Genomic DNA, 19,571 nt, shown 5'->3' with positions numbered 1-19,571 from the left:
TTATGCCATATACCAAGGTCATAGCGCAACTGAAGACCAACTTGCAGCTCGCTTACCGGCAGGCAGTAGATGCTGATAACGGTCTTGATCAGCTGCAACAACAAGGGCATGCAAAATTTGCCCAGATTTTCACTAATGAACAGGGATTTAGCACCTCCAGTACGCGTTTTTTACCCTATGTACAGGAATTGGCTGAAGCGGTGGCAGAACTGGAAGAGGACAAAGCACCGTCTCAGGAAGATCTGGAACATGTGGTCAAGCAACTCGCCATTTTATTGCAAACATTGTCCTTGTTTAAGGAACAGCGTCGTCAGTAATTACTTAGGCCATTTTTGAAGCCGTTCGCCAAGTGCCACTGTTTTTCACTGAAATGCTAAAAGTAACCGCGCCCGGTGCAATGACGGTTATCCGAGCCTTTGAGCGAATATTTGCGCTAATCCGGCATAATCACAGACGAGTGTTGGTTTACTAGCAAAGAAACAGGCAAAACTCATCTTTTGATGAATTTTGCCTGTTACAGAGATGAATTGCGATTTGCCCGAGGCAATTACAATTTGGGAGCGACGGTTTTATTAAACCAGTCTTTGAGCATACCTTCTTCATATCTGAAGGTCGTATTATCGTTGGCGTAGATACGATTCATAAACATAAGATCATGCAATTTCTCAGATCCCACCATAATCACCTGATCACCATCCAGTACCCGGTAAGTGAAGTTAATTTGTGGTGGATAGATATCTTTGACAACACGAATTTCACTGACGGCGGCTTTACCAAAGGTCGGACGTAAATCCCCGGCCAAATCGACATCAGTCACCACTAACTCAAGCTTTTCTTTATCTTTCAGAACTTTGCTTGAAGCCTGATCAAGTGCCTTAGTCAAACTTTCAAACATTCGTTGTTGAAACCGTTTCTGCAGTTCTGAAGCCGTGCGTATATCGCGATACTTATCCGGGTTCTGCCATTCAATTTTAACTTTTCCAACAGTCGTTATCGGGTTCGCCGCAGCCGCGTCAGCCGCTTCTTCCGTTGCGACAGCACAACCGGTACTCATAACACCGAGCATGCCTGCAAATAACAGATAGCCAATTTTCATGTTTGCCTCCTTGTCGGCAGCAGGAGATCGCCGCAGATCGTCGATCTAACGAGAACCCGGTGACCCTCTGATGTTACGAATTACTCAAAACTTATTCCAAAAGATTGGATATTACATTTAACCCCTAGTTCCAAGATTAAGTAAACTTTATCATTTTTTACAGCGTTCCTTGCGTATACTTATCTGGAGAAGCTTCTGTGAAACTATCCGCACCGATTATTTTGACCATTGCGCTCTTTGCTGCATTTGCCAGTGCAATTTTCTGGATTAACCAAAATTCCCAGGAAACGATCCCCGACACCTGGACCGCATTTGTCTATCACCACGGTTTTGGTTCAGCTAACTATCTCAAAAAGGAAGGATTTACGAGCTATCAACAATGTCGGGAATACGCGACAACTCAATCAGCGAAATATGAAAATTCGCCTTGGGAATGTGGAGGTGGTTGTCGCTTTGATTCTCGACGCCAGGGATATGTGTGCGAAGAGATGCGCAATCACTGATGGCGGCGCTTAAGATAAAGACAGCATGTTTCCTAACGACCGCTGGCACCATTCATATTAGTTAAACCAAGCGAAGTGACGCAGTTACAAGACGTCCACAGCAAAAATGGAAAATTCACTTTCATTAGCCTGCGCCTTGTGGCAAGTTAACATGGCTATAACAATATCTACGGAAAGAAAAGAGAAGAGAGTATAAAAATGAATAAAACTGAACTCATTGCCAACATGGCAGAGAAAGCTGAACTTACAAAAGCTGAAGCCACTCTGGCACTTAAGTCCTTAGAATCTGCAGTAACAGAAGCACTCAAAGCCGGTGATAAAGTATCTATTGTGGGGTTTGGCTCTTTTGAAACATCAACTCGCGCTGCCAGAACAGGTCGTAATCCTCTGACAGGTCAGGAAATTCAAATTGCTGAAGCCACTGTGCCTAAATTCAAAGCTGGCAAAGCATTAAAAGACAGCGTGAACTGAAATTCAGTTTGCCAATAAAAACGCCTCTTTATGAGGCGTTTTTATTAGGTTAGCCATCAATCATACTGCACCAATTCTGTGCATATGGTGCCAAATTGATGCACACAATTGTTCGTATATACGGCATGAATTCGTTAAGCTTATGTAAAAAATAAAGATTTACTTTTGGCACGGCTTTAGCTCTACACTCCACGGATTTACTCAACAAAATGAAAAGCCGACGTTCCGGCCAATTTCCGGATCTCCGGCAACTTTAAAAAAGGGAAAAGGGGATGAGAATGAAAAAAACACTGCTGTCGTTGGGAACACTAGCTGGTCTAATGTTAATCGCACCAATGAGTCAGGCGACCGTAACCGGAAATATCGGTGCTACCTCAAACTATTTGTGGCGTGGTGTTACTCAGACTGCTAATGGTGCAGCCGTACAGGGTGGCATTGATTACGCTCACGAGTCTGGTTTTTACATCGGTACTTGGGGTTCTAACGTCGACTTTGGTGATGATGGCGACACCACTTACGAGATGGACATCTATGGCGGCTTCTCTAATTCCATCAATGATGACTGGAGCTACGATGTTGGTTATCTGTACTACGGATATCCAGACGCTTCCGGTTCCATCGATTTTGGTGAACTCTACGGCTCACTGACCTGGAAATGGTTGGAATTCGGTGTGGCTAAATTCGTTACCGCTGGTAGCGATGTTGCTGCCGATGGCCTGGATGACAAAGATTACACTTACTACCACGTTGCTGCCAGCTACCCTCTGGCTGACAGTATTACACTGGGCGCTTATTACGCTTACTCTACCGGTGACGTTATCACCAGCTGGTATGGTGTAGATAACTACTCTGAATACAACGTATCTGTCACCAAAGATACCAGTATCGGCGCCGTGTCCTTCAAATTAGCAGACACCGATCTGCCAGGCGACGATGTCAAATTCGTACTGGGTTATACTTACGAATTTGAATTCTAATATTTTCAATGAATTAAAATAAAAACGACGATAAATAATAATAACAATTTAATGAGATCAAGGTGCTGCCAGGAAGGCCACTTTTATGATCTTTGATAGACTTTCAGCCGTGCCTGAATCTTGACCCGTCATCCGCTATGCGGATGGCGGGTTTTGTTCTATATCGCCAGTAAAAGAGATTGTCGCCTAGTGATCAACGGACGCGGCCTTCAACAGAGGTTCGATATGCTGTTGATAAAATGCTGCGGCTGGCATCGGTTTGCAGTAGAGATAACCCTGTAACAGATAACAGCCATGATCTCGGCAAAAATTGGCCTGAGCTTCAGTTTCCACACCTTCAGCCACCGACATCACATCAAAGCCGTTAGCAAAGTTAATCAATGCCGCCAACAACCGTCTGGAGCGCTCATCTTGCTCAATACCACAAACAAAACTTTTATCAATTTTCAGGATATTGATCGGAAAGTCTTTAATATGCTCCAATGATGAAAAGCCAGTACCGAAATCATCCAGCGACAATGTCACCCCCATTGCCGCAACCTGTTCCAGTACTTTTGCGAGTTTTGCAGGTTCTTCAATCAACGCGTTTTCAGTAATCTCCAACTCCAATAACGCTGGCGCTAATCCACTCTCAGCGATCGCGGACTGCACCTGCGCTAATAACTTATCGCGCAGATTTTGTGAGGCCGATAAATTCACGGCAACGGTCAGCTTGCGCGCAGTCCCCTGCAAAAGTTGTTGCCACTGCTGTGTTTGCTTGCAAGCCGTTAGCAATACCCATTCACAAATAGCATCCATCATCCCTAATGCTTCGGCGACAGGTAAAAAGCAATCTGGAGCAATCAGGCCATCCTGCGGATGTTGCCAGCGTATCAGCGCTTCCATGCCTTCCAGTTCACCACTGCCAGCATTAAATTTCCCCTGATAAAATAATTGAAACTGCTGTTGCTCCAGCGCTGACCGTAAGCCGGTTGCGATATAGTGACGTTGGCGAACAGCGGCATCTAATGCTTCTGAATAAAATTGCAGTTGGCTGCGGCCCAATTGTTTGGCTTTATGAAGTGCAATATCGGCACACTTAAGCAGTTGATAACTGTCGGAAGCTTTATCGCCATAACTGGCGATACCGGCACATGCCCCAATAAATAACGGTTGTTTATCGATATAAAACACCGGACGCAAAACGTCTAACAGCTCATTCGCCAATTGCGCTGCACCGTGTAACACTTCGATACCGGATAACAACACCACAAACTCGTCACCGCCAATTCGGGCCAATTGATATTGCGCAGGGACCATCTGCTGTAACCGCTCGGCTACTTGGACTAATAAACGATCCCCCATCTGATGCCCGTGGGTATCATTAACTTCTTTGAAATCGTCCAGATCTAACAAGATTAACGCGAGTTCAGTATTGCGGGTACGGGCATTGGCCAACTGTTGACTCAGACTAATCTCAAATCCGTAACGATTGAGCAATTCGGTCAAAGAGTCATGTTCAGCCAGATCACGCAAACGCTCATGGGTTCTTTGCAGTGCTCGGCTCATGCTGGCACGTTGTTTCGCTAGACGAATGGCACGAGTTAACCTTCGGGTGTTTACCTCATCTTTCAACAAGAAGTCCTGAGCGCCCATCTCGATACAACGGTCAGCGAGATTTTCATCCTCATAGCGAGAAATCATCACAACTGCCGTGGTATCGCTTACGGCGGCATGCAGATTGTGTAACAGCGCCAAGCCATCAGCATCTGGTAACCGATAGTCCAGAAGGATGCCGTCAAAGCGTTGTTGACGAACGCAGGCTAATCCCTCTCGGGCGCAGTTAGCTTCAACAACACTGAAGTGGGTATCTGAACCAGCGAGCGCTCTGACAATGGCAGTTCTGTCGATTTCATCGTCATCAATCAGCAACAGGTCCATAGTCATCACCTCCCGTCTCACATGGCAATACCACAATCCGCCAATAATTTTCCAACATATTGAAAATACTTAAAAACTCATCTTTAATGTGGTGTTTTACCATGTAGCCGGCCACATGATGTTCATATGCCGCGACCTTATCTTCATCTGCCGCTGAGGTGGTCAGCACAAAGACCACTGACTGCGACAGCCCCTTCTCATGACGCAATTCTTCAAGAAACTCTATGCCATTCATTCGTGGCATATTGAGATCCAGCAAAATCAGGTAAGGACACTTCACTCGTTGCTGGCGCAGCAACTCAAGCGCTTCGACACCATCCCGTGCGCGGACTAATGGATTGAGTAAGCGCAATTGCGTCATCGCCCGCGCCACCGCCATATGATCAATATCGTCGTCATCAATTAGCAGGATAGAAACGTCTTTATATGGCAAAGTGGTCATTGGTGCGCCTTCATCACCTTGGGCCAGGTAAAGTAAAATCGGCACCCGCGCCCCTCGGATTTGAGCCAGACTCGGCCACCAACGCCCTCTACGCACTTCTTCACCAGAGATAGGCCTAATCCACTCCCTTCCACCTCATCCCGAGGACGTAATGTCTGAAAAATTGCAAAAGCCTTATCGTGAAACTCTGGCAAAATTCCCGGGCCATCATCTTCTACGCAAAAGCAAAACTGCTGTTCACGTTCTTCGCAACTTACCTTGATCACACCTTGGTGTTTATCGTGATGCTTAATAGCATTGCTAAACAGATTGCGGAAAATTAGCTCAAGCGGCACTCTGGCAGTGACAATGTCCGGCATACTTGTCGTCATCTCCAAGTGAAAATCCGGTTGCAAATTCACCAAAGAAAACACTTCCTGCACCAATTTAGCCGTATCGGTCGCAGTTAGCTGCACATCTTTTCTGCCTACGCGTGAGAATGCTAACAACCCCTCAAGCAATAACTCCATTCGCTGCACCCGACTGCGGATCAACTGCAAGTATTTCTGAACTGAATCACTGGCATTGTCAGCCAAATCCTCTGTCAGCCAGTCAGAGAGCTGCTCAATTCCTCTAAGGGGTGATTTGAGATCGTGAGAAGCGATATAAGCAAAACTGTCCAGCTCCTTATTTATTCGCTCTAATTCTGCGGTATGGCGCGATTTTTCGAGCTCAGCTTGTTTCCTGATGGAAATGTCATTGATAGTGGCTAACACTGCGGCACCATCACTGAACATGATGGGCGTCAGGCCGATTTCAACCGCAATTAATCCACCATCACTACTCTGCCCGTAAAGGTCGTCCCGGCGCGACATGTTCTTGGCGATAGGCTGTTGAAAATACTCTGCCATGTAGTAACTATGCTGGCCTCGTTGCGCTTCTGGTAGCAGCATATTGATGCTTTGCCCTAACATTTCTTCGCGCGAATACTTGAATAGCTGTTCTGCATGGGCATTGACCAAGGTAATGAAGCCTTCTTGATTGACTATTATCAACGCGGAAGGTGAAGCTTCTATCACTAGACGGAAGCGCTCTTCGTTTGCCAGCAACTCGCGCGAAAACTGCATTTCCTTGAAGCGGGCTTTGCTGTTATGCAATAGGAAATAAAACAGCAATACCCAAAACACACCGCCAAAAGCTATTAACAACGCACGTTGAAGCGATTCCGTGGAAGAGATAAAACTACTACTGCTACGTGTCACCAATGTCCACTGATGACCGCCAATATCTAACGGAACTTCACTGTGATAGAAAACCTCTGTTGGTCGTTGCCGACTGTGAAACATCAGCGAACTGTCATCATTTGGAAACCCGTCGTAAATCTCTAATTGCAATGCAGAGAAATGGTCGCCGGCAATGCCGTCCATCAGATTATTCATTCGAAATGGCGCATAGATCATTCCCTGCGCGACACGCTGGCCATTGTCTGCTACTTGATATAATGGCAGGTACATGACAAATCCGGATTGCTGATCCTGACCCGTTTCCTGCACTAGGGTAATTTTTCCGGAAATGGAGGGTTCGCCGGTCGCTATGGCACGATCGATAGCGTTACGCCTCACCGGCTCAGCATACATGTCGTAACCTAAAGCGCGGCGATTACGCCAATCAAACGGCTCCAGATAGATAATGACGAGGTAGCGTGGTCGCGCGCCAGAGGGATAGACCTCATAATCGGACACCCCTTCTGTATGCGCGGCAGCTTCTATCCCCTGAATTTCGCCCTGTGTAATGAATTGACTGTACCCCAACCCTTGAATACCAGGATAAAACTCATTAAGACGAGCATTAAGCACGTAATGGTGCCATTCCTCACGGGTGACACCATTACTCGAAGACATAAATAGCCCTAGCCCGCCCCGTAACACCTGCTCATAGGTGCGCATACGCTCGCTGATGGCATTTTTTAATAGCCGGGTTTGAAACTCAAAGCGTTCCTGTCCACGTTGTTCAATATAAAAATTAAACAGGTAGCCGCCGATCAGAATGAACACCAACGCAAAAGCCATCACCAGCCATACCGACAGTGGAATAGAGAACTCCGGAAATTCCTGTTCCAATTTTTGGGGATCCGTAATTGCGTAATCCTTTACCATGCGCAGCTATCATCCTTTAGGGAGCAACAGATCAAGTCTGGTAGTTAACTAAAAAAAATCAAGATTTCACACAGTTGAGAACTGACGTTCACCGGCCAATGGCAGTAGATTCACAAATTGCTGGCACGATCGCACTTTAGTATTCATCGCATTGCTAAATTAGCATCAAAAGGAAAACAGTGATTGCCAGAGAGCAATAAAAATCTTTTGCTGTACCGATGAAATTTTTTTGCTTTGCAGCCGCATGATTTTTGGCTAGAAATCTCACATATATCAGTCATACAGGAGTTCTTTATGGCCCATATAGTTGATGTAGTGCCCGACGATGCAGAAATCGAAGCAATGACCGTCCCTAAAAACCGTCAGGCAGAAAGAGTGCTTAAGCACCGGCGCGAAGTGAAACGCCGTCTTGAGGATTATCTGGAACGAATGCAGTTGCGCAAAGCGCTAGGGCTGGATGACGACGAAGAATTTTAACAAAACAGGGCATCAGCCCTGTTTTCCTTTCAAATTGTGATTTTGCTGAGTCAGCAGCATCTCTGCTTTAGCACCTAGGTACACATACAGCCCCAGAGCAATCAGCAAGCCCACAACCGCCAGCATCATCATAATCGCCCCCTGAATATACTGCACTTCACCTAACGATGCTTTAAACATAGTGAGCAATGCTTCGATTGAGATCGCAATCAAGATGGTGGAGACAAAGCGCGTGATCGTCCGGCGTGTCGAGCTATGACGGAAAATATCTTTATGCATCAGCACCTCTTCTTCAAGAATGGTTTTGCCCAAATCGAAGACTGCCAACGCCAGGGTGATGAAAATGATGATACCGAATGGTTTAAGTGAATCATGTTGTAAATCAGCCTCTAACGTCAATAAGTGCCAGATATCTCGGGCAGCAATTAACATTAACACCGCGACGATAATAAATAGCCCCAGCACCAAGAGTGCATAAACTGCTTTGAATAATGGGGTGACCTTACGTCTGGTACTGTCACCCATCATGAATTCAATCAACCGTGTCAGATTGATATCAACCACCACATAGCCCTTTTGTCCGGAGGACAATGTCAGTGCCAGCGATGCAGAGAGGCACAATAAACCAGAAGCATTTGATAAATATGGCTGAGTAATTTGAACGCCGGTTTTGTCTCTGACATTCAGATAGTAAGGACGTTGACTACGATCTGGGCTCTCGCCAACCGACAATAACTTCACTTGTTGGTTGACCAATGCCAGATTAGGACTGATCTGGCGCCCAGCGTTATCGAGCAAGTACATCAGTTCTACAAACGGATAACGTGCCGCCACCTCACTGAAAATCTTGATGGCTTTGCCAGTGTCTTCAAACAACTGAGTATCGGACATTCCTGTCAGTATCGATTCCAACAGTTCATGTACCAGCGGCTCATATTCATGGTAACGCTCTATCACACTGAGGTAGCTCATGCTTGCCATCATCTGGTCCTTGCAACCCAAACCTCATAAACATTAAGCAGCTTTAATGCCAATCATAAAAATCATTTAAATCAATACATTAAAAATAATTATTCTCATTTATTTGACACAATGTTAAGCAGGCGCACCAAAAGTAAGCAGGAGTGATAGATTCCACCCTCTATATTTTTAACGTTAATTTAACATTTAATAGATCGGCATGCGCGGAGTAACACATTCAACATGTTGTTATTTTGACAAAAAATATTATTTTGACGTTTTACACACTGTATCTACCTCAATTTTAAATTAAACAAAAAATATACTATTTTTTAATTGATTTTTAACTTTATATTAATTATTCATTACATTCAGTTGTAAAAACTGAATAACTATGACCCTGAGGAAGGATCCTTTCCAATGAAGATAAAAGCTCTATCGGCAGCATTGATCGCTGCCAGCATGTTATCCCCCGTGGCATTTGCTGCGTCGGTAATTCACGTGGCACCAGGCTCAGCTAAAGCGAAATCACTGGCACCCTCGGCTACCCCTGGTAAAGCACTGGGACTATCTGATAGCCAAAGTTTTAAAGGCAGTCAGGTAGCCGTCGGCAAGTTAACAAAATCAAGAATCCGCCAGTTCTACAAAGGCATTGAGGTTTTTGGAGTCTCCATGGCGGCAGATGTCAGCCCTATGGGGGTTTACTCCAATTTCTCTGGGAAGTATGTCAAAGGGTTGGATGCAGAGGTGACAGATGTAACACCCGCATTCAATGACCAACAGGCCATTGCACTGGCACTTAAAGCGAACCATCTTGATACTGCGGAACGCAACACTGCCAAATTGTATATCTGGTTGGACGACACACAACAAGCCCACTTGGCTTACCTGGTTGATGTATTTGTGGCTGCGCCAACACCCAGTCGCCCGATGACCGTTATTGATGCGAAAAGTGGTGCCGTGCTGAAACAATGGCAGCAACTGACGTTTGCACAACAGGCAACCGGTCCTGGTGGTAATGAGAAAACCGGAGAATACTTTTACGGTACAGACTATGGCTATCTGGTTGTTAACGATAGCTGCCAGATGGATAACACTAACGTCACCACGCTGAACATGAACAACCGCACTAGCGGCAGTGGCACCGTAGTGCAGTTTACTTGTCCAGACAATCCGGAAAATTATATCAATGGCGCCTACTCCGCCGAAAACGATGCGCACTATTTTGGTGGTGTGATCTTTGATATGTATTCCGACTGGTTCAATACCTCACCATTGACCTTTAAACTGCAGATGCGGGTGCATTATGGCCGTAACTATGAAAATGCATTCTGGGATGGTACCGGGATGACTTTCGGTGACGGCGCTACGACCTTCTATCCACTGGTCAGCCTCGACGTGTCTGCACATGAGGTCTCCCACGGCTTTACTGAGCAGAATTCCAACCTGACCTATTCTGGCGAAAGCGGCGGTATTAACGAAGCCTTCTCCGATATGGCCGGTGAAGCCGCCGAGTTTTATATGAAAGGCGGTAATGACTGGATGGTAGGTGCAGAGATTTTCAAAGGCACTGGCGCATTACGCTACATGGATCAGCCAAGTCGTGATGGAACCTCCATCGACAGCGCTAATGATTATTATGATGGACTGGACGTGCATTACAGCTCTGGGGTGTTTAACCGCGCGTTTTACCTGTTAGCCACCACCTCCGGCTGGGATACCAAAAAGGCTTTTGAGGTTTTTGTAAAAGCGAACCAGCTATATTGGAATGCCGATTCTGGCTTTGATGATGCAGCATGTGGTGTGGCACAGGCAGCTACCGATCTGGGCTACAGCGTCAGCGATGTAGAAACCGCGTTCACCGGCGTTGATGTTGATGCTAGCTGCGCCGCCACAACTCCCCCACCACCTGCAACCACCGGAGAGCTGATCAAAGGGCAACCTGTGACCGATATTTCCGGCGCGAGTGGTTCTGAACAGAAATGGACCTTTGCAGTTCCTGCCGGTGTCAAAACCCTCACGATTGCAACCAGTGGCGGTACCGGCGATGTGGATCTTTACGTGAAGTATGGCAGTGAACCCACCACCAGCAGTTACGACTGCCGACCATACCGCAGTGGTAATAATGAAAGCTGTACCTTCAGACGCCCAAGTGCTGGCACCTTCTACATTATGTTGAAAGGCTATGCCGCATATTCCGGCGTAACCCTGACTGGCTCATACTAATCTCAGCGCCATCAGCATCAAAAAGGGCAGCCTAAGCTGCCCTTTTTCATTGGACACGCTGTCCCGTCCATTATTGTGCTCTAGCCGCAGCCAATGCCTTCTGCTTTTTAAAGTACTCTCTGGTCAGGCGGAACACCACCGGACTCAAGAGTAACAAGGCAATCAAGTTAGGTAATGCCATCATCGCATTCAGGGTATCCGCCAACAACCAGATAAAATCCAGTTTAGCGATAGCGCCAATAGGAACCACCAAGGTAAAAATTAACCGGAAAGGCTTTATCGCTTTCACACCAAACAAAAACTGCACACATTTTTCGCTGTAAAAACTCCAGCCAAGAATGGTGGTAAACGCAAAAATTGCCAGGGCGATCGCCACCACATAGTTCCCGATTGGAAAGGCGTGACTAAATGCGTAAGAGGTTAATGCCGCACCATTTTCACCAGAACTCCAGGCCCCAGAGACCACAATCGACAAGCCCGTAATAGAACAAACAACGATGGTATCAATAAAGGTACCCAGCATTGCCACTAATCCTTGCGTGACGGGATTATTGGTCTGTGCGGCTGCGTGAGCGATTGGGGCACTACCAAGACCAGCTTCGTTAGAAAAAACACCACGAGCGACACCATAACGGATCGCCGCCCATACGGCAGCACCAGCAAAACCACCTTGTGCGGCAGTAGGCGTAAAGGCACTTTTAACGACTAACATAAACGCGGCTGGAATGTCATCAATATAAACAATCAGCACTGCTAAACCACATACGATGTAGAAAACGGTCATCAGCGGTACTAATTTACCGGCAACATCCGCAATACGCTTGATGCCACCCATTAATACTGCGCCGACCAGAATCATCATGACGATACCAGTAAGCCAAGGGGCAACACCAAAGTTCGCCGACAAGGCATCAGCTACTGAGTTGGCCTGCACGGTATTACCAATACCAAATCCTGCGAAGGCGCCAAAAAATGCGAATAAGGTGCCAAGCCAGGTCCACTTACTGCCCAGACCATTTTTGATGTAATACATCGGACCACCAATGTGGTTACCGTGTTCATCTTCTTCACGATATTTAACGGCGAGTACAGCCTCAGAGAATTTGGTCGCCATACCGACCAGCGCGGTACACCACATCCAGAACAGCGCCCCTGGGCCACCGACAGCAATCGCCGTAGCGACCCCGGCGATATTACCCGTACCAATAGTCGCAGACAGTGACGTCATCAGCGCATTAAATGGACTAATCTGGCCTTTAACATCTTCGTCCTTTTCAGGAATACGACCGGACCAGAGCAATCTGAAACCGCGACCTAATTTGGTCAGCTGCATGAGTTTCAGACCAAGTGACAGGTACAAACCTACACCGAGGATCATGACCAGCATGGGAACGCCCCATACCAAGGAGTTAACTTGATTAACTATAGAGACTATAACTTCCATCCAAACCTCATTTCATTGTTATTTTTATAGACGTTATGCGCTCGATGAATCTTATTGTTCATCTTCAGGCACAATGAAGCCTCAGGTTACAACGAATGGTTTACAATTGGAAATAGTCAATAACACCGCGAGTGTTCTGTAAGGCGATATTTGAATCTGCTAGTTTTGCGGACAGCGTAATTGGCGTTGTTGCCAGTGGGGCAACAGCTGCACCAACATCACCGACATCACAATCAACACTACGCCCATCTTCGACAACAAATTGAGGTGTGAAGACGCAAAGCTGTTCTGCCACCAGCCAAGTTGCACGACTAAATCGGTTGCCAGAAAACTCAGCACCGGCGTCAGCGTCATTAACGCCCCGACTTGCGCAGCGGGCCAGTATTTCATTGCCTGACCAAAGCAGCCATATGCCACTAAGGTGCTGACAGCACAGAAAATGGCAATCCACCACTGATCGCTGCTCATTACCATAAACGGCTGCAGATGCGCGAACGGCAATAACACCGGCACAGAAAAACCGTAGATAAAGAGCAACACATTCACCGGAGACAAACGCTGACCAAGGGATTTCTGTAGTAAGGCATAGCTTACCCAGCTAATCACCGAAAGCTGCACGATAGCCACCCCCAGCAGCACTTTGCCGCCACCGCTGGCACCTGCCAAAAACGGATTAAAGAACAACAGCATGCCAACAGCAAGCGCGGAGAAACAGAGTAACTGTATCCGAGAGAAACGCTCACCGAAAAACAGTACGCCACCTAATGCCAGGAAAAATGAAGAAGTCTGGAAATTCAGTTGTACTGTCCCTGGCGCCAGATACTTAAGCGCCAACACAAAGGTGACATAATTGCCTATCAGCAGCAATGCCGCCAGCCCCAATTTGACCCAGTCGCGGCGTCGTAACCGAGTAAATTCGGCAAGTCCGCCCATCCACCACTGTTGCAATAATGTCACCACAAAAGCGACGCCAAAGCGGAACCAGGTCAAAGTGACAGGATCAATAAACTCCGCAGACAATTTCAGGGCGATAGGCATTACCCCCCAGAAAATGACCGTGGTGGACATAAATATCAACCCTAGACGGGCAGCACTGGCAGACAAGGGAAACTCCGGAACAACTTAGGCACAACTGCAGGGAGGGATTCGCGAACAGCGACAGTGCCGGACGGCCATATTTTGCCAAAGCAATGGCATCACGCCAAGCGCTATTGTCTAGGGAGTAAATGTTTTCAGTGTAAAAATTCAGCTCAACCAGGTCAGTGTCGGCAGCGCACTGAGATCCACTTTATCCCCCATGTTGGCGATCACAACCTGCGGCGAAGGATCCGCCTGGCGCAATACCTGCTGGAAGGTTTCCTGGGCCTGGGGTTCACCATGCACCAATATCACTGGTGGCGTCTGTTTAAAATGCCGATACCAACCGAGCAATTCCTGCTGATCGGCATGAGCCGACAGACCACCAACGGTGTGGATCAGGGCATTTACTGGCACCGTGTTGCCATGCACCGTCAGTTCCGTAGCACCGTCTACCAGCAACCGACCAGGCGTACCAAGTGCCTGGAAGCCACAGATAATAATGTCGCATTCTGGCCGGAACAGATTGTGTGCCAGATGACTGCGAATACGTCCGCCATTGCACATGCCACTACCGGCGATGATGATCAGCCCTCGATGAATTTCATTCAATGCCATCGATTCTTCAGTGCTTTGCACAAACTGCACGTTGCTCAGCAGTGGGTGGTTACCGGGTTGAAGTTGCACTAATCGCCGAAAATCATCATCCATTAACGGGTAATTACGCACATACACTTTGGTTGCTTCGATAGCCATCGGGCTGTCGAGACAGATTTGCCAGCGGCCCAAATCCCATTCTTTGGCATAGAGGTGAAACAGATACAACAGCTCTTGCGAGCGCCCGACGGAAAACGCTGGAATTAAAATATTGCCATGACTCTCACTGATGGCTTTAGCAAAAATGGCTTTCAGCTCTTCGAGCGTATCTTCCCAACTACGGTGACAACGATCGCCATAAGTGCTTTCCATTAGCACTAAATCAGCCTCATCTATCAGGCTTGGGTCCTGTAATAGTGGCATGCCAGCACGGCCAAGATCGCCACTGAACACAATTTTTTTCTGTTGCTTCCCATCATTAAGCCACAGTTCCAGCATCGCTGAGCCAAGGATATGCCCGGCATCGCGATAACACACTTTCACCCCTGGGATGGGCTCAAATGACACATCATATTCCAGTGGCACAAAATGCTGCATGACAGCTTCGACATCCGCTTCGGTATATAGCGGCTCCAATACAGGCAAATCATCCTTTTCACGCTTTTCATTGTCACGTTCAACTTTCCGCTGCTGCAGCGATGCGGCATCTCGCAACATGAAGGCGCAGAGTTCTGCGGTGGCTTTATGGGTATAAATGGGACCGTCGTACCCTCGCTTCATCAACAAGGGTAAACGACCAGAGTGATCGATGTGGGCATGGCTGAGCAACACCGCACCAAGGGTTTTCGGGTTAAAAGAGAATGGCTCATGATTACGCAATTCATCTTTTTTCCCGCCTTGGATCAAACCGCAATCCAGCAGTAGTTGCACGCCATTCAGTTCCACCAGGTGGCAGGAACCGGTAACTTCGCCGGTAGCTCCCAGGCATTGCAGCGTCATGGTCATAACACAATCTCCGCCAGTGCTCCTGTGTTAATCCTAAGCCCAATTGCGGCAAAATGCCTGTTTTATGCCGACTTTTTACTTTTCCGGTAACGCAAACGAGATGATAAATGTCAGCAATAACAGACCACTGCTGAACCACAAACACGCATTCAACCCATATTGCTGATACAACAAACCGGAAAGCACGGTACCCAGCAAACGCCCGGCCGCATTCGCCATGTAGTAGAAGCCGACATCCAGCGACACGCCATCTTCACTGGCGTAATGCACAATCAGAAAACTGTGCAGCGAGGAGTTCACCGCAAACACCGCACCGAATAGCCACAAGCCCCCGAGTAACCACCAGTGAGGGTCGCCGCCGGATTGCAACGTCAGCGCAATCATCGCGGGTAACGCCATCAACAATGCCACCCAGCCCACCGCCGCAGTACGGCCTGGAATGTTTTCGGCCGAGCCTTTCACGGCTCCCGTCAGCATCGGAGCCAACGCCTGTACGATGCCATAAGCGATGACCCAGCTCGCCAGAAAAGAGCCGACTAGCCAGTTATCCCAACCCAGATAACTACTGAGATAAACCGGCACCGCCACCACAAACCACACATCACGGGACGCAAATAAACACAAGCGTGCCGCAGACAGGATATTCACCGGGCGACTTTTTGAAAAAATATCGCGAAATTTTGGCTTGTTCTTCGCCTTGCCCAAATCCTGCCGCAATAAGATCAGCGACATCTGCCAGACAACCAGCAGTGCCAGCGTCATCACCATCACGGCACCTTCAAAACCCAGCAACGTCAGCAGTGCACCGCCGAGAAAAAAGCCTACGCCCTTGAGCGTGTTCTTCGAGCCAGTCAGCAGCGCCACATAACGATAAAGCCGACCTTGAGCATCTGCGCCAGACACCAGTGTTTTTACCGCACTCTTGGCACTCATTTTATTGAGATCTTTGGCAATGCCGGACATGGCCTGTGCCAGCATCACCCAAGGTACAGTCAACCAGGCAGCAGGCACCAGTAACATCGCCAGTGAAATGATCTGGACGCCGAGGCCGATATTCATGGTGCGATTGAGGCCAATGCGGGCGCCGAGCCAGCCGCCGACCAGATTGGTCACTACCCCAAAAAACTCGTAAAACAGAAACAGCATGGCAATGGACAGGGCGCTGTACCCCAAGTCATTGAAATACAGCACTACCAGCATGCGCAGTGCGCCATCGGTAAGGGTAAACGCCCAATAATTACCGGTGATGATCAAATACTGTCGCAGCGCCGGACTCACAAAAGTCATTAATCGGCAGCTCCACTGTCAGCCCGACCTACCAATAACGCCAGTTCGGCGGTACGGTTGGCATAGCCCCATTCATTGTCATACCAACAGTACAACTTCAGTTGAGTACCGTTGATCACCATAGTGGACAAAGCATCGATGATGCTGGAGCGTGGATCGGTGCGATAATCGACTGACACCAAAGGCCGCTCTTCATAACCGAGAATACCTTTAAGTTCCCCTTCAGCCGCTGCGCGCAGCAGCTGATTGACCTCGGCTTCCGTGGTTGGCCGTTGTAGTTCAAACACGCAATCGGTCAGCGAAGCATTGGCTAAAGGCACTCTTACGGCATGGCCGTTAAGTTTCCCCTTGAGTTCCGGAAAGATATGGGTGATCGCGGTGGCGCTACCCGTGGTGGTCGGGATCAAACTCTCACCGCAAGCACGGGCACGACGCAGATCCTTGTGCGGCGCATCAAGAATGGTCTGCGTGTTAGTCAAATCGTGGATGGTTGTCATTGAACCATGACGGATCCCCAGCTTCTCGTGGATCACTTTAACGACCGGTGCCAGACAGTTGGTGGTACAGGAAGCCGCGGTGACGATGGTATGCAGGGCAGGATCAAACAGCTGCTGGTTTACCCCCATCACGACATTGAGCACCCCGTCCTCTTTTACCGGTGCGGTGACCACTACCCGCTTTACCCCTTGTTGCAGGTAAGCTTGCAGTAGCGCCTTGCTGCGCATTTTACCCGAAGCTTCAATCACGACATCACAGCCGGACCAATCGGTATCGGCAATGGCCTTGTTGGCGGTAACAGCAATGGTTTTACCATCGATCTGTATCTGCTCGCCATTGACACCAATCTGCCGCCGCCAGCGACCGTGCACAGAATCAAACTCCAGCAGATGAGCCAACGTAGCCGCACTGCCAGCGGGATCGTTTATCTGCACAAACTCCAACTCGGGCCATTCCCAGGCGGCTCGCAATACCAGTCGTCCAATTCGGCCAAAGCCATTAATTCCTACACGGATCGTCATCGGATATCCTCTTACTTATTTAGTCAACCAGGCTTCAATCTGCGCTTTTTGAGGCATAGAACCGCTGTGCACCACTTGCTCATCAATCACGACTGCAGGCGTACTCATCACGCCATAACCCATAATCACTTCCGGGTTAGTTTCTTTAGTGACTGTGGCATCAACCCCCTGTTCTTTCACTGTTTCAGCAATCAGTTCTGCGGTTTTGACACATTTAGTACAACCACTTCCTAACACAATGATATTTTTCATATTTTGCTCCTTAAAGCACAGGTCCTATCAGATTAAATAACCAACCGATCAGCGTGAATGCCAATAGCAAGATGCCAAACACACTGGCTAATAAACGCCACTGCATCACCTGTTTCAGTAACACAAATTCCGGGAAACTGGCGGCGACGGTCGCCATGCAAAACGCCAAAGTAGTCCCGACCGGTAAACCGTTTTGCAGCAAGCTTTCCATCACCGGCACAATCCCGGTGACGTTGGAATACAGCGGCACACCTATTAACACCGCCAGCGGCACTGACCACCATTGGCCCTGCCCCAGATGATTTTCCACCCAGCCGTCCGGTACAAAACCGTGTAACGCCGCGCCGAGTCCGACACCGATAAACACCCATTTCCAGACTCGACCGACAATCTCTTTGGTCTCCGCGGCAGCAAAGTCGTGACGTTGCTGCCAGCCCAGCCGCTGCGGTATTTGTGAGTTAGCTCCGCAACTGGTTTGCTGTTGGCCCCGCTGCAAGGCTTTCGCCGCAAACGACTGTAACCAGCGCTCGGCATGAATTGCATCCAAAAATGCACCGGAAACGATACCCACCAGCATCCCCACCAGCACATACACCACAGTGAATTGCCAACCCAGTAGTCCCACCAGCAACAGTACTGCCACTTCGTTGATCAGCGGTGAGGTAATGAGAAACGCCATGGTGATCCCCACCGGGATACCGGCGGAGGTGAAGCCAAGAAAGGCCGGAATACTGGAACAGGAACAAAAAGGCGTGACGGCACCAAAAGCCGAACCTAACAGATAGCCGGTAACACGATTTTTACCGGCGAGATAATCGCGGACTTTTTCGACATTCAGCGACGCGCGCAGCAAGGCAATCACGTAGATCATCAACAACAACAACACAAAGATCTTGACGGTGTCTTCAACAAAAAAGTGCAGCGCTTCGCCAAGACGACTGTGAGGGTTCAGTGACAGCACGCCGTAAACCAACCAATCTGCGAAGGCGGTGAAGATTGCAAACATCTCGGTACCTCAAATAACTTGTCATTAACTTGGGCAGTCAGCCAATCGCCGTCAGCTGCTGCATTTCGCTGACGCACAGCAGCGCTCAGGCCGCCAGTTCATGGCATGCAACCTCGTAACCGGCTCAACCAGTAATGGCTGATTCTCTGCTAAAGTCGCGGCCAGCACCTGCCGACACCAAGCGGGCAAGGATTCATCAAAACGATAAAACACCCACTGCCCTTGACGGCGATCCTGCAAAATTCCCTGATTCCGCAATTGCGCCAGGTGGCGGGAGACCTTGGGCTGACTCTGCGCCAATGCCGCAGTTAACTCACAGACACATAGCTCCCCTTGCTGCTGGATCAGCAGCAGACAGCACAACCGGGTATCATCCGCCATCGCCTTAAAAAATACGCTTGGTTCCATCGGAAGCTCCACCATGGGTCAATACGCCACACGCAACCACAGCGGTGAATGACCGTAAATATATGGATATCAATATATACGCAAAAACATATATGTTCATGAATTTTTGATGACAATGTGATCTGAGGCAGCTATTAAAAACAATCAACAAAATTATTTTTAGTTCGAATTATTTTATCCTGATTTGCCAAACAAAAAGCCTACAATAAGGAGCTTGAAACCTCTGCCAAAATCAGACTTATCAAATAACTAAAAAATCTTTTAAAACA

Annotated in this window: 19 protein-coding genes; 6 read left to right on the top strand and 13 right to left on the bottom strand. The window is 48.2% G+C overall.

Going from position 1 to position 19,571, the window contains the following annotated elements; translation table 11 throughout:
• Positions 1-2: 2 nt before the first annotated feature.
• Positions 3-317, top strand: a complete 315-nt coding sequence (locus tag KDN34_RS02095; protein ID WP_212595298.1) for a prephenate dehydrogenase — start codon at positions 3-5, stop codon at positions 315-317.
• Positions 318-547: 230 nt separating this feature from the next.
• Here KDN34_RS02095 and KDN34_RS02090 read toward each other — a convergent pair whose 3' ends face one another.
• Positions 548-1,096, bottom strand: coding sequence for a DUF3016 domain-containing protein (locus KDN34_RS02090; RefSeq protein WP_212595297.1), 549 nt, complete (start codon positions 1,094-1,096; stop codon positions 548-550).
• Between the two features lie 197 nt (positions 1,097-1,293).
• Here KDN34_RS02090 and KDN34_RS02085 point away from each other — a divergent pair, with 197 nt between their 5' ends.
• From KDN34_RS02085 to KDN34_RS02075, 3 genes are all read left to right on the top strand, one after another.
• Positions 1,294-1,599, top strand: coding sequence for a hypothetical protein (locus tag KDN34_RS02085; RefSeq protein WP_212595296.1), 306 nt, complete (start codon positions 1,294-1,296; stop codon positions 1,597-1,599).
• Between the two features lie 198 nt (positions 1,600-1,797).
• On the top strand, positions 1,798-2,070 hold the full coding sequence (locus KDN34_RS02080) for an HU family DNA-binding protein (protein ID WP_212595295.1): 273 nt from the start codon (positions 1,798-1,800) through the stop codon (positions 2,068-2,070).
• A 278-nt stretch (positions 2,071-2,348) separates the two neighbouring features.
• Positions 2,349-3,047 (top strand): TorF family putative porin, encoded by a 699-nt coding sequence (locus KDN34_RS02075; protein ID WP_212595294.1) that lies wholly within the window; start codon positions 2,349-2,351, stop codon positions 3,045-3,047.
• Between the two features lie 186 nt (positions 3,048-3,233).
• Here the strand turns inward: KDN34_RS02075 and KDN34_RS02070 are convergent, their stop codons facing one another.
• Genes KDN34_RS02070 through KDN34_RS02060 form a run of 3 tightly spaced genes read right to left on the bottom strand, consistent with a single transcriptional unit; the run spans position 3,234 to position 7,544 of the window.
• A complete protein-coding gene (locus tag KDN34_RS02070) occupies positions 3,234-4,967 on the bottom strand; it encodes a putative bifunctional diguanylate cyclase/phosphodiesterase (protein WP_212595293.1) in 1,734 nt (577 codons plus the stop codon).
• A complete protein-coding gene (locus KDN34_RS02065) occupies positions 4,948-5,409 on the bottom strand; it encodes a response regulator (RefSeq protein WP_212596487.1) in 462 nt (153 codons plus the stop codon). The genes KDN34_RS02070 and KDN34_RS02065 overlap by 20 nt, the downstream gene beginning before the upstream one ends.
• Positions 5,406-7,544 (bottom strand): CHASE domain-containing sensor histidine kinase, encoded by a 2,139-nt coding sequence (locus KDN34_RS02060; RefSeq protein WP_228730395.1) that lies wholly within the window; start codon positions 7,542-7,544, stop codon positions 5,406-5,408. Before KDN34_RS02060 ends, KDN34_RS02065 begins: the two co-directional genes overlap by 4 nt.
• Positions 7,545-7,838: 294 nt before the next feature.
• Here KDN34_RS02060 and KDN34_RS02055 point away from each other — a divergent pair, with 294 nt between their 5' ends.
• Positions 7,839-8,021 carry a PA3496 family putative envelope integrity protein gene (locus KDN34_RS02055; RefSeq protein ID WP_212595292.1) on the top strand — a complete coding sequence of 61 codons (183 nt, stop codon included), beginning with the start codon at positions 7,839-7,841 and terminating at the stop codon, positions 8,019-8,021.
• A 12-nt stretch (positions 8,022-8,033) separates the two neighbouring features.
• Here KDN34_RS02055 and KDN34_RS02050 read toward each other — a convergent pair whose 3' ends face one another.
• A complete protein-coding gene (locus KDN34_RS02050) occupies positions 8,034-9,002 on the bottom strand; it encodes a PDC sensor domain-containing protein (protein ID WP_212596485.1) in 969 nt (322 codons plus the stop codon).
• Positions 9,003-9,401: 399 nt separating this feature from the next.
• On the opposite strand from KDN34_RS02050, the gene KDN34_RS02045 reads away from it, so the two are divergent.
• Complete coding sequence (locus KDN34_RS02045; protein WP_212595291.1) at positions 9,402-11,207, top strand: M4 family metallopeptidase; 1,806 nt, start codon at positions 9,402-9,404, stop codon at positions 11,205-11,207.
• Positions 11,208-11,277: 70 nt separating this feature from the next.
• On the opposite strand, the gene KDN34_RS02040 is transcribed toward KDN34_RS02045, so the two are convergent.
• The 8 genes from KDN34_RS02040 to KDN34_RS02005 all read right to left on the bottom strand — a co-directional run bounded on the left by KDN34_RS02040 (position 11,278) and on the right by KDN34_RS02005 (position 19,302).
• Positions 11,278-12,651: an alanine/glycine:cation symporter family protein gene (locus tag KDN34_RS02040; protein WP_212595290.1), complete on the bottom strand. Its 1,374-nt coding sequence runs from the start codon at positions 12,649-12,651 to the stop codon at positions 11,278-11,280.
• Between the two features lie 159 nt (positions 12,652-12,810).
• Positions 12,811-13,755 (bottom strand): DMT family transporter, encoded by a 945-nt coding sequence (locus KDN34_RS02035; protein ID WP_267459535.1) that lies wholly within the window; start codon positions 13,753-13,755, stop codon positions 12,811-12,813.
• A 141-nt stretch (positions 13,756-13,896) separates the two neighbouring features.
• Positions 13,897-15,330, bottom strand: a complete 1,434-nt coding sequence (locus KDN34_RS02030) for an MBL fold metallo-hydrolase RNA specificity domain-containing protein (protein WP_212595289.1) — start codon at positions 15,328-15,330, stop codon at positions 13,897-13,899.
• Between the two features lie 75 nt (positions 15,331-15,405).
• On the bottom strand, positions 15,406-16,617 hold the full coding sequence (gene arsJ / locus KDN34_RS02025) for an organoarsenical effux MFS transporter ArsJ (RefSeq protein ID WP_212595288.1): 1,212 nt from the start codon (positions 16,615-16,617) through the stop codon (positions 15,406-15,408).
• A complete protein-coding gene (locus tag KDN34_RS02020; RefSeq protein WP_212595287.1) occupies positions 16,617-17,636 on the bottom strand; it encodes an ArsJ-associated glyceraldehyde-3-phosphate dehydrogenase in 1,020 nt (339 codons plus the stop codon). The genes arsJ and KDN34_RS02020 overlap by 1 nt, the downstream gene beginning before the upstream one ends.
• 15 nt (positions 17,637-17,651) lie before the next feature.
• Positions 17,652-17,888, bottom strand: a complete 237-nt coding sequence (locus tag KDN34_RS02015; protein WP_212595286.1) for a thioredoxin family protein — start codon at positions 17,886-17,888, stop codon at positions 17,652-17,654.
• Positions 17,889-17,898: 10 nt separating this feature from the next.
• The gene (locus KDN34_RS02010) at positions 17,899-18,894 is read right to left on the bottom strand and encodes a permease (protein WP_212595285.1); all 996 of its coding nucleotides are present in this window, start codon (positions 18,892-18,894) and stop codon (positions 17,899-17,901) included.
• Positions 18,895-18,945: 51 nt separating this feature from the next.
• Positions 18,946-19,302 (bottom strand): metalloregulator ArsR/SmtB family transcription factor, encoded by a 357-nt coding sequence (locus KDN34_RS02005; protein WP_212595284.1) that lies wholly within the window; start codon positions 19,300-19,302, stop codon positions 18,946-18,948.
• Between the last annotated feature and the right edge of the window lie 269 nt (positions 19,303-19,571).

The organism is Shewanella yunxiaonensis (assembly GCF_018223345.1).
GTDB classification, from domain to species: Bacteria; Pseudomonadota; Gammaproteobacteria; order Enterobacterales; family Shewanellaceae; genus Shewanella; species Shewanella yunxiaonensis.
Note: the sequence above shows the minus strand (reverse complement) of the source record. Positions and strands in the feature narration are given on the sequence as shown.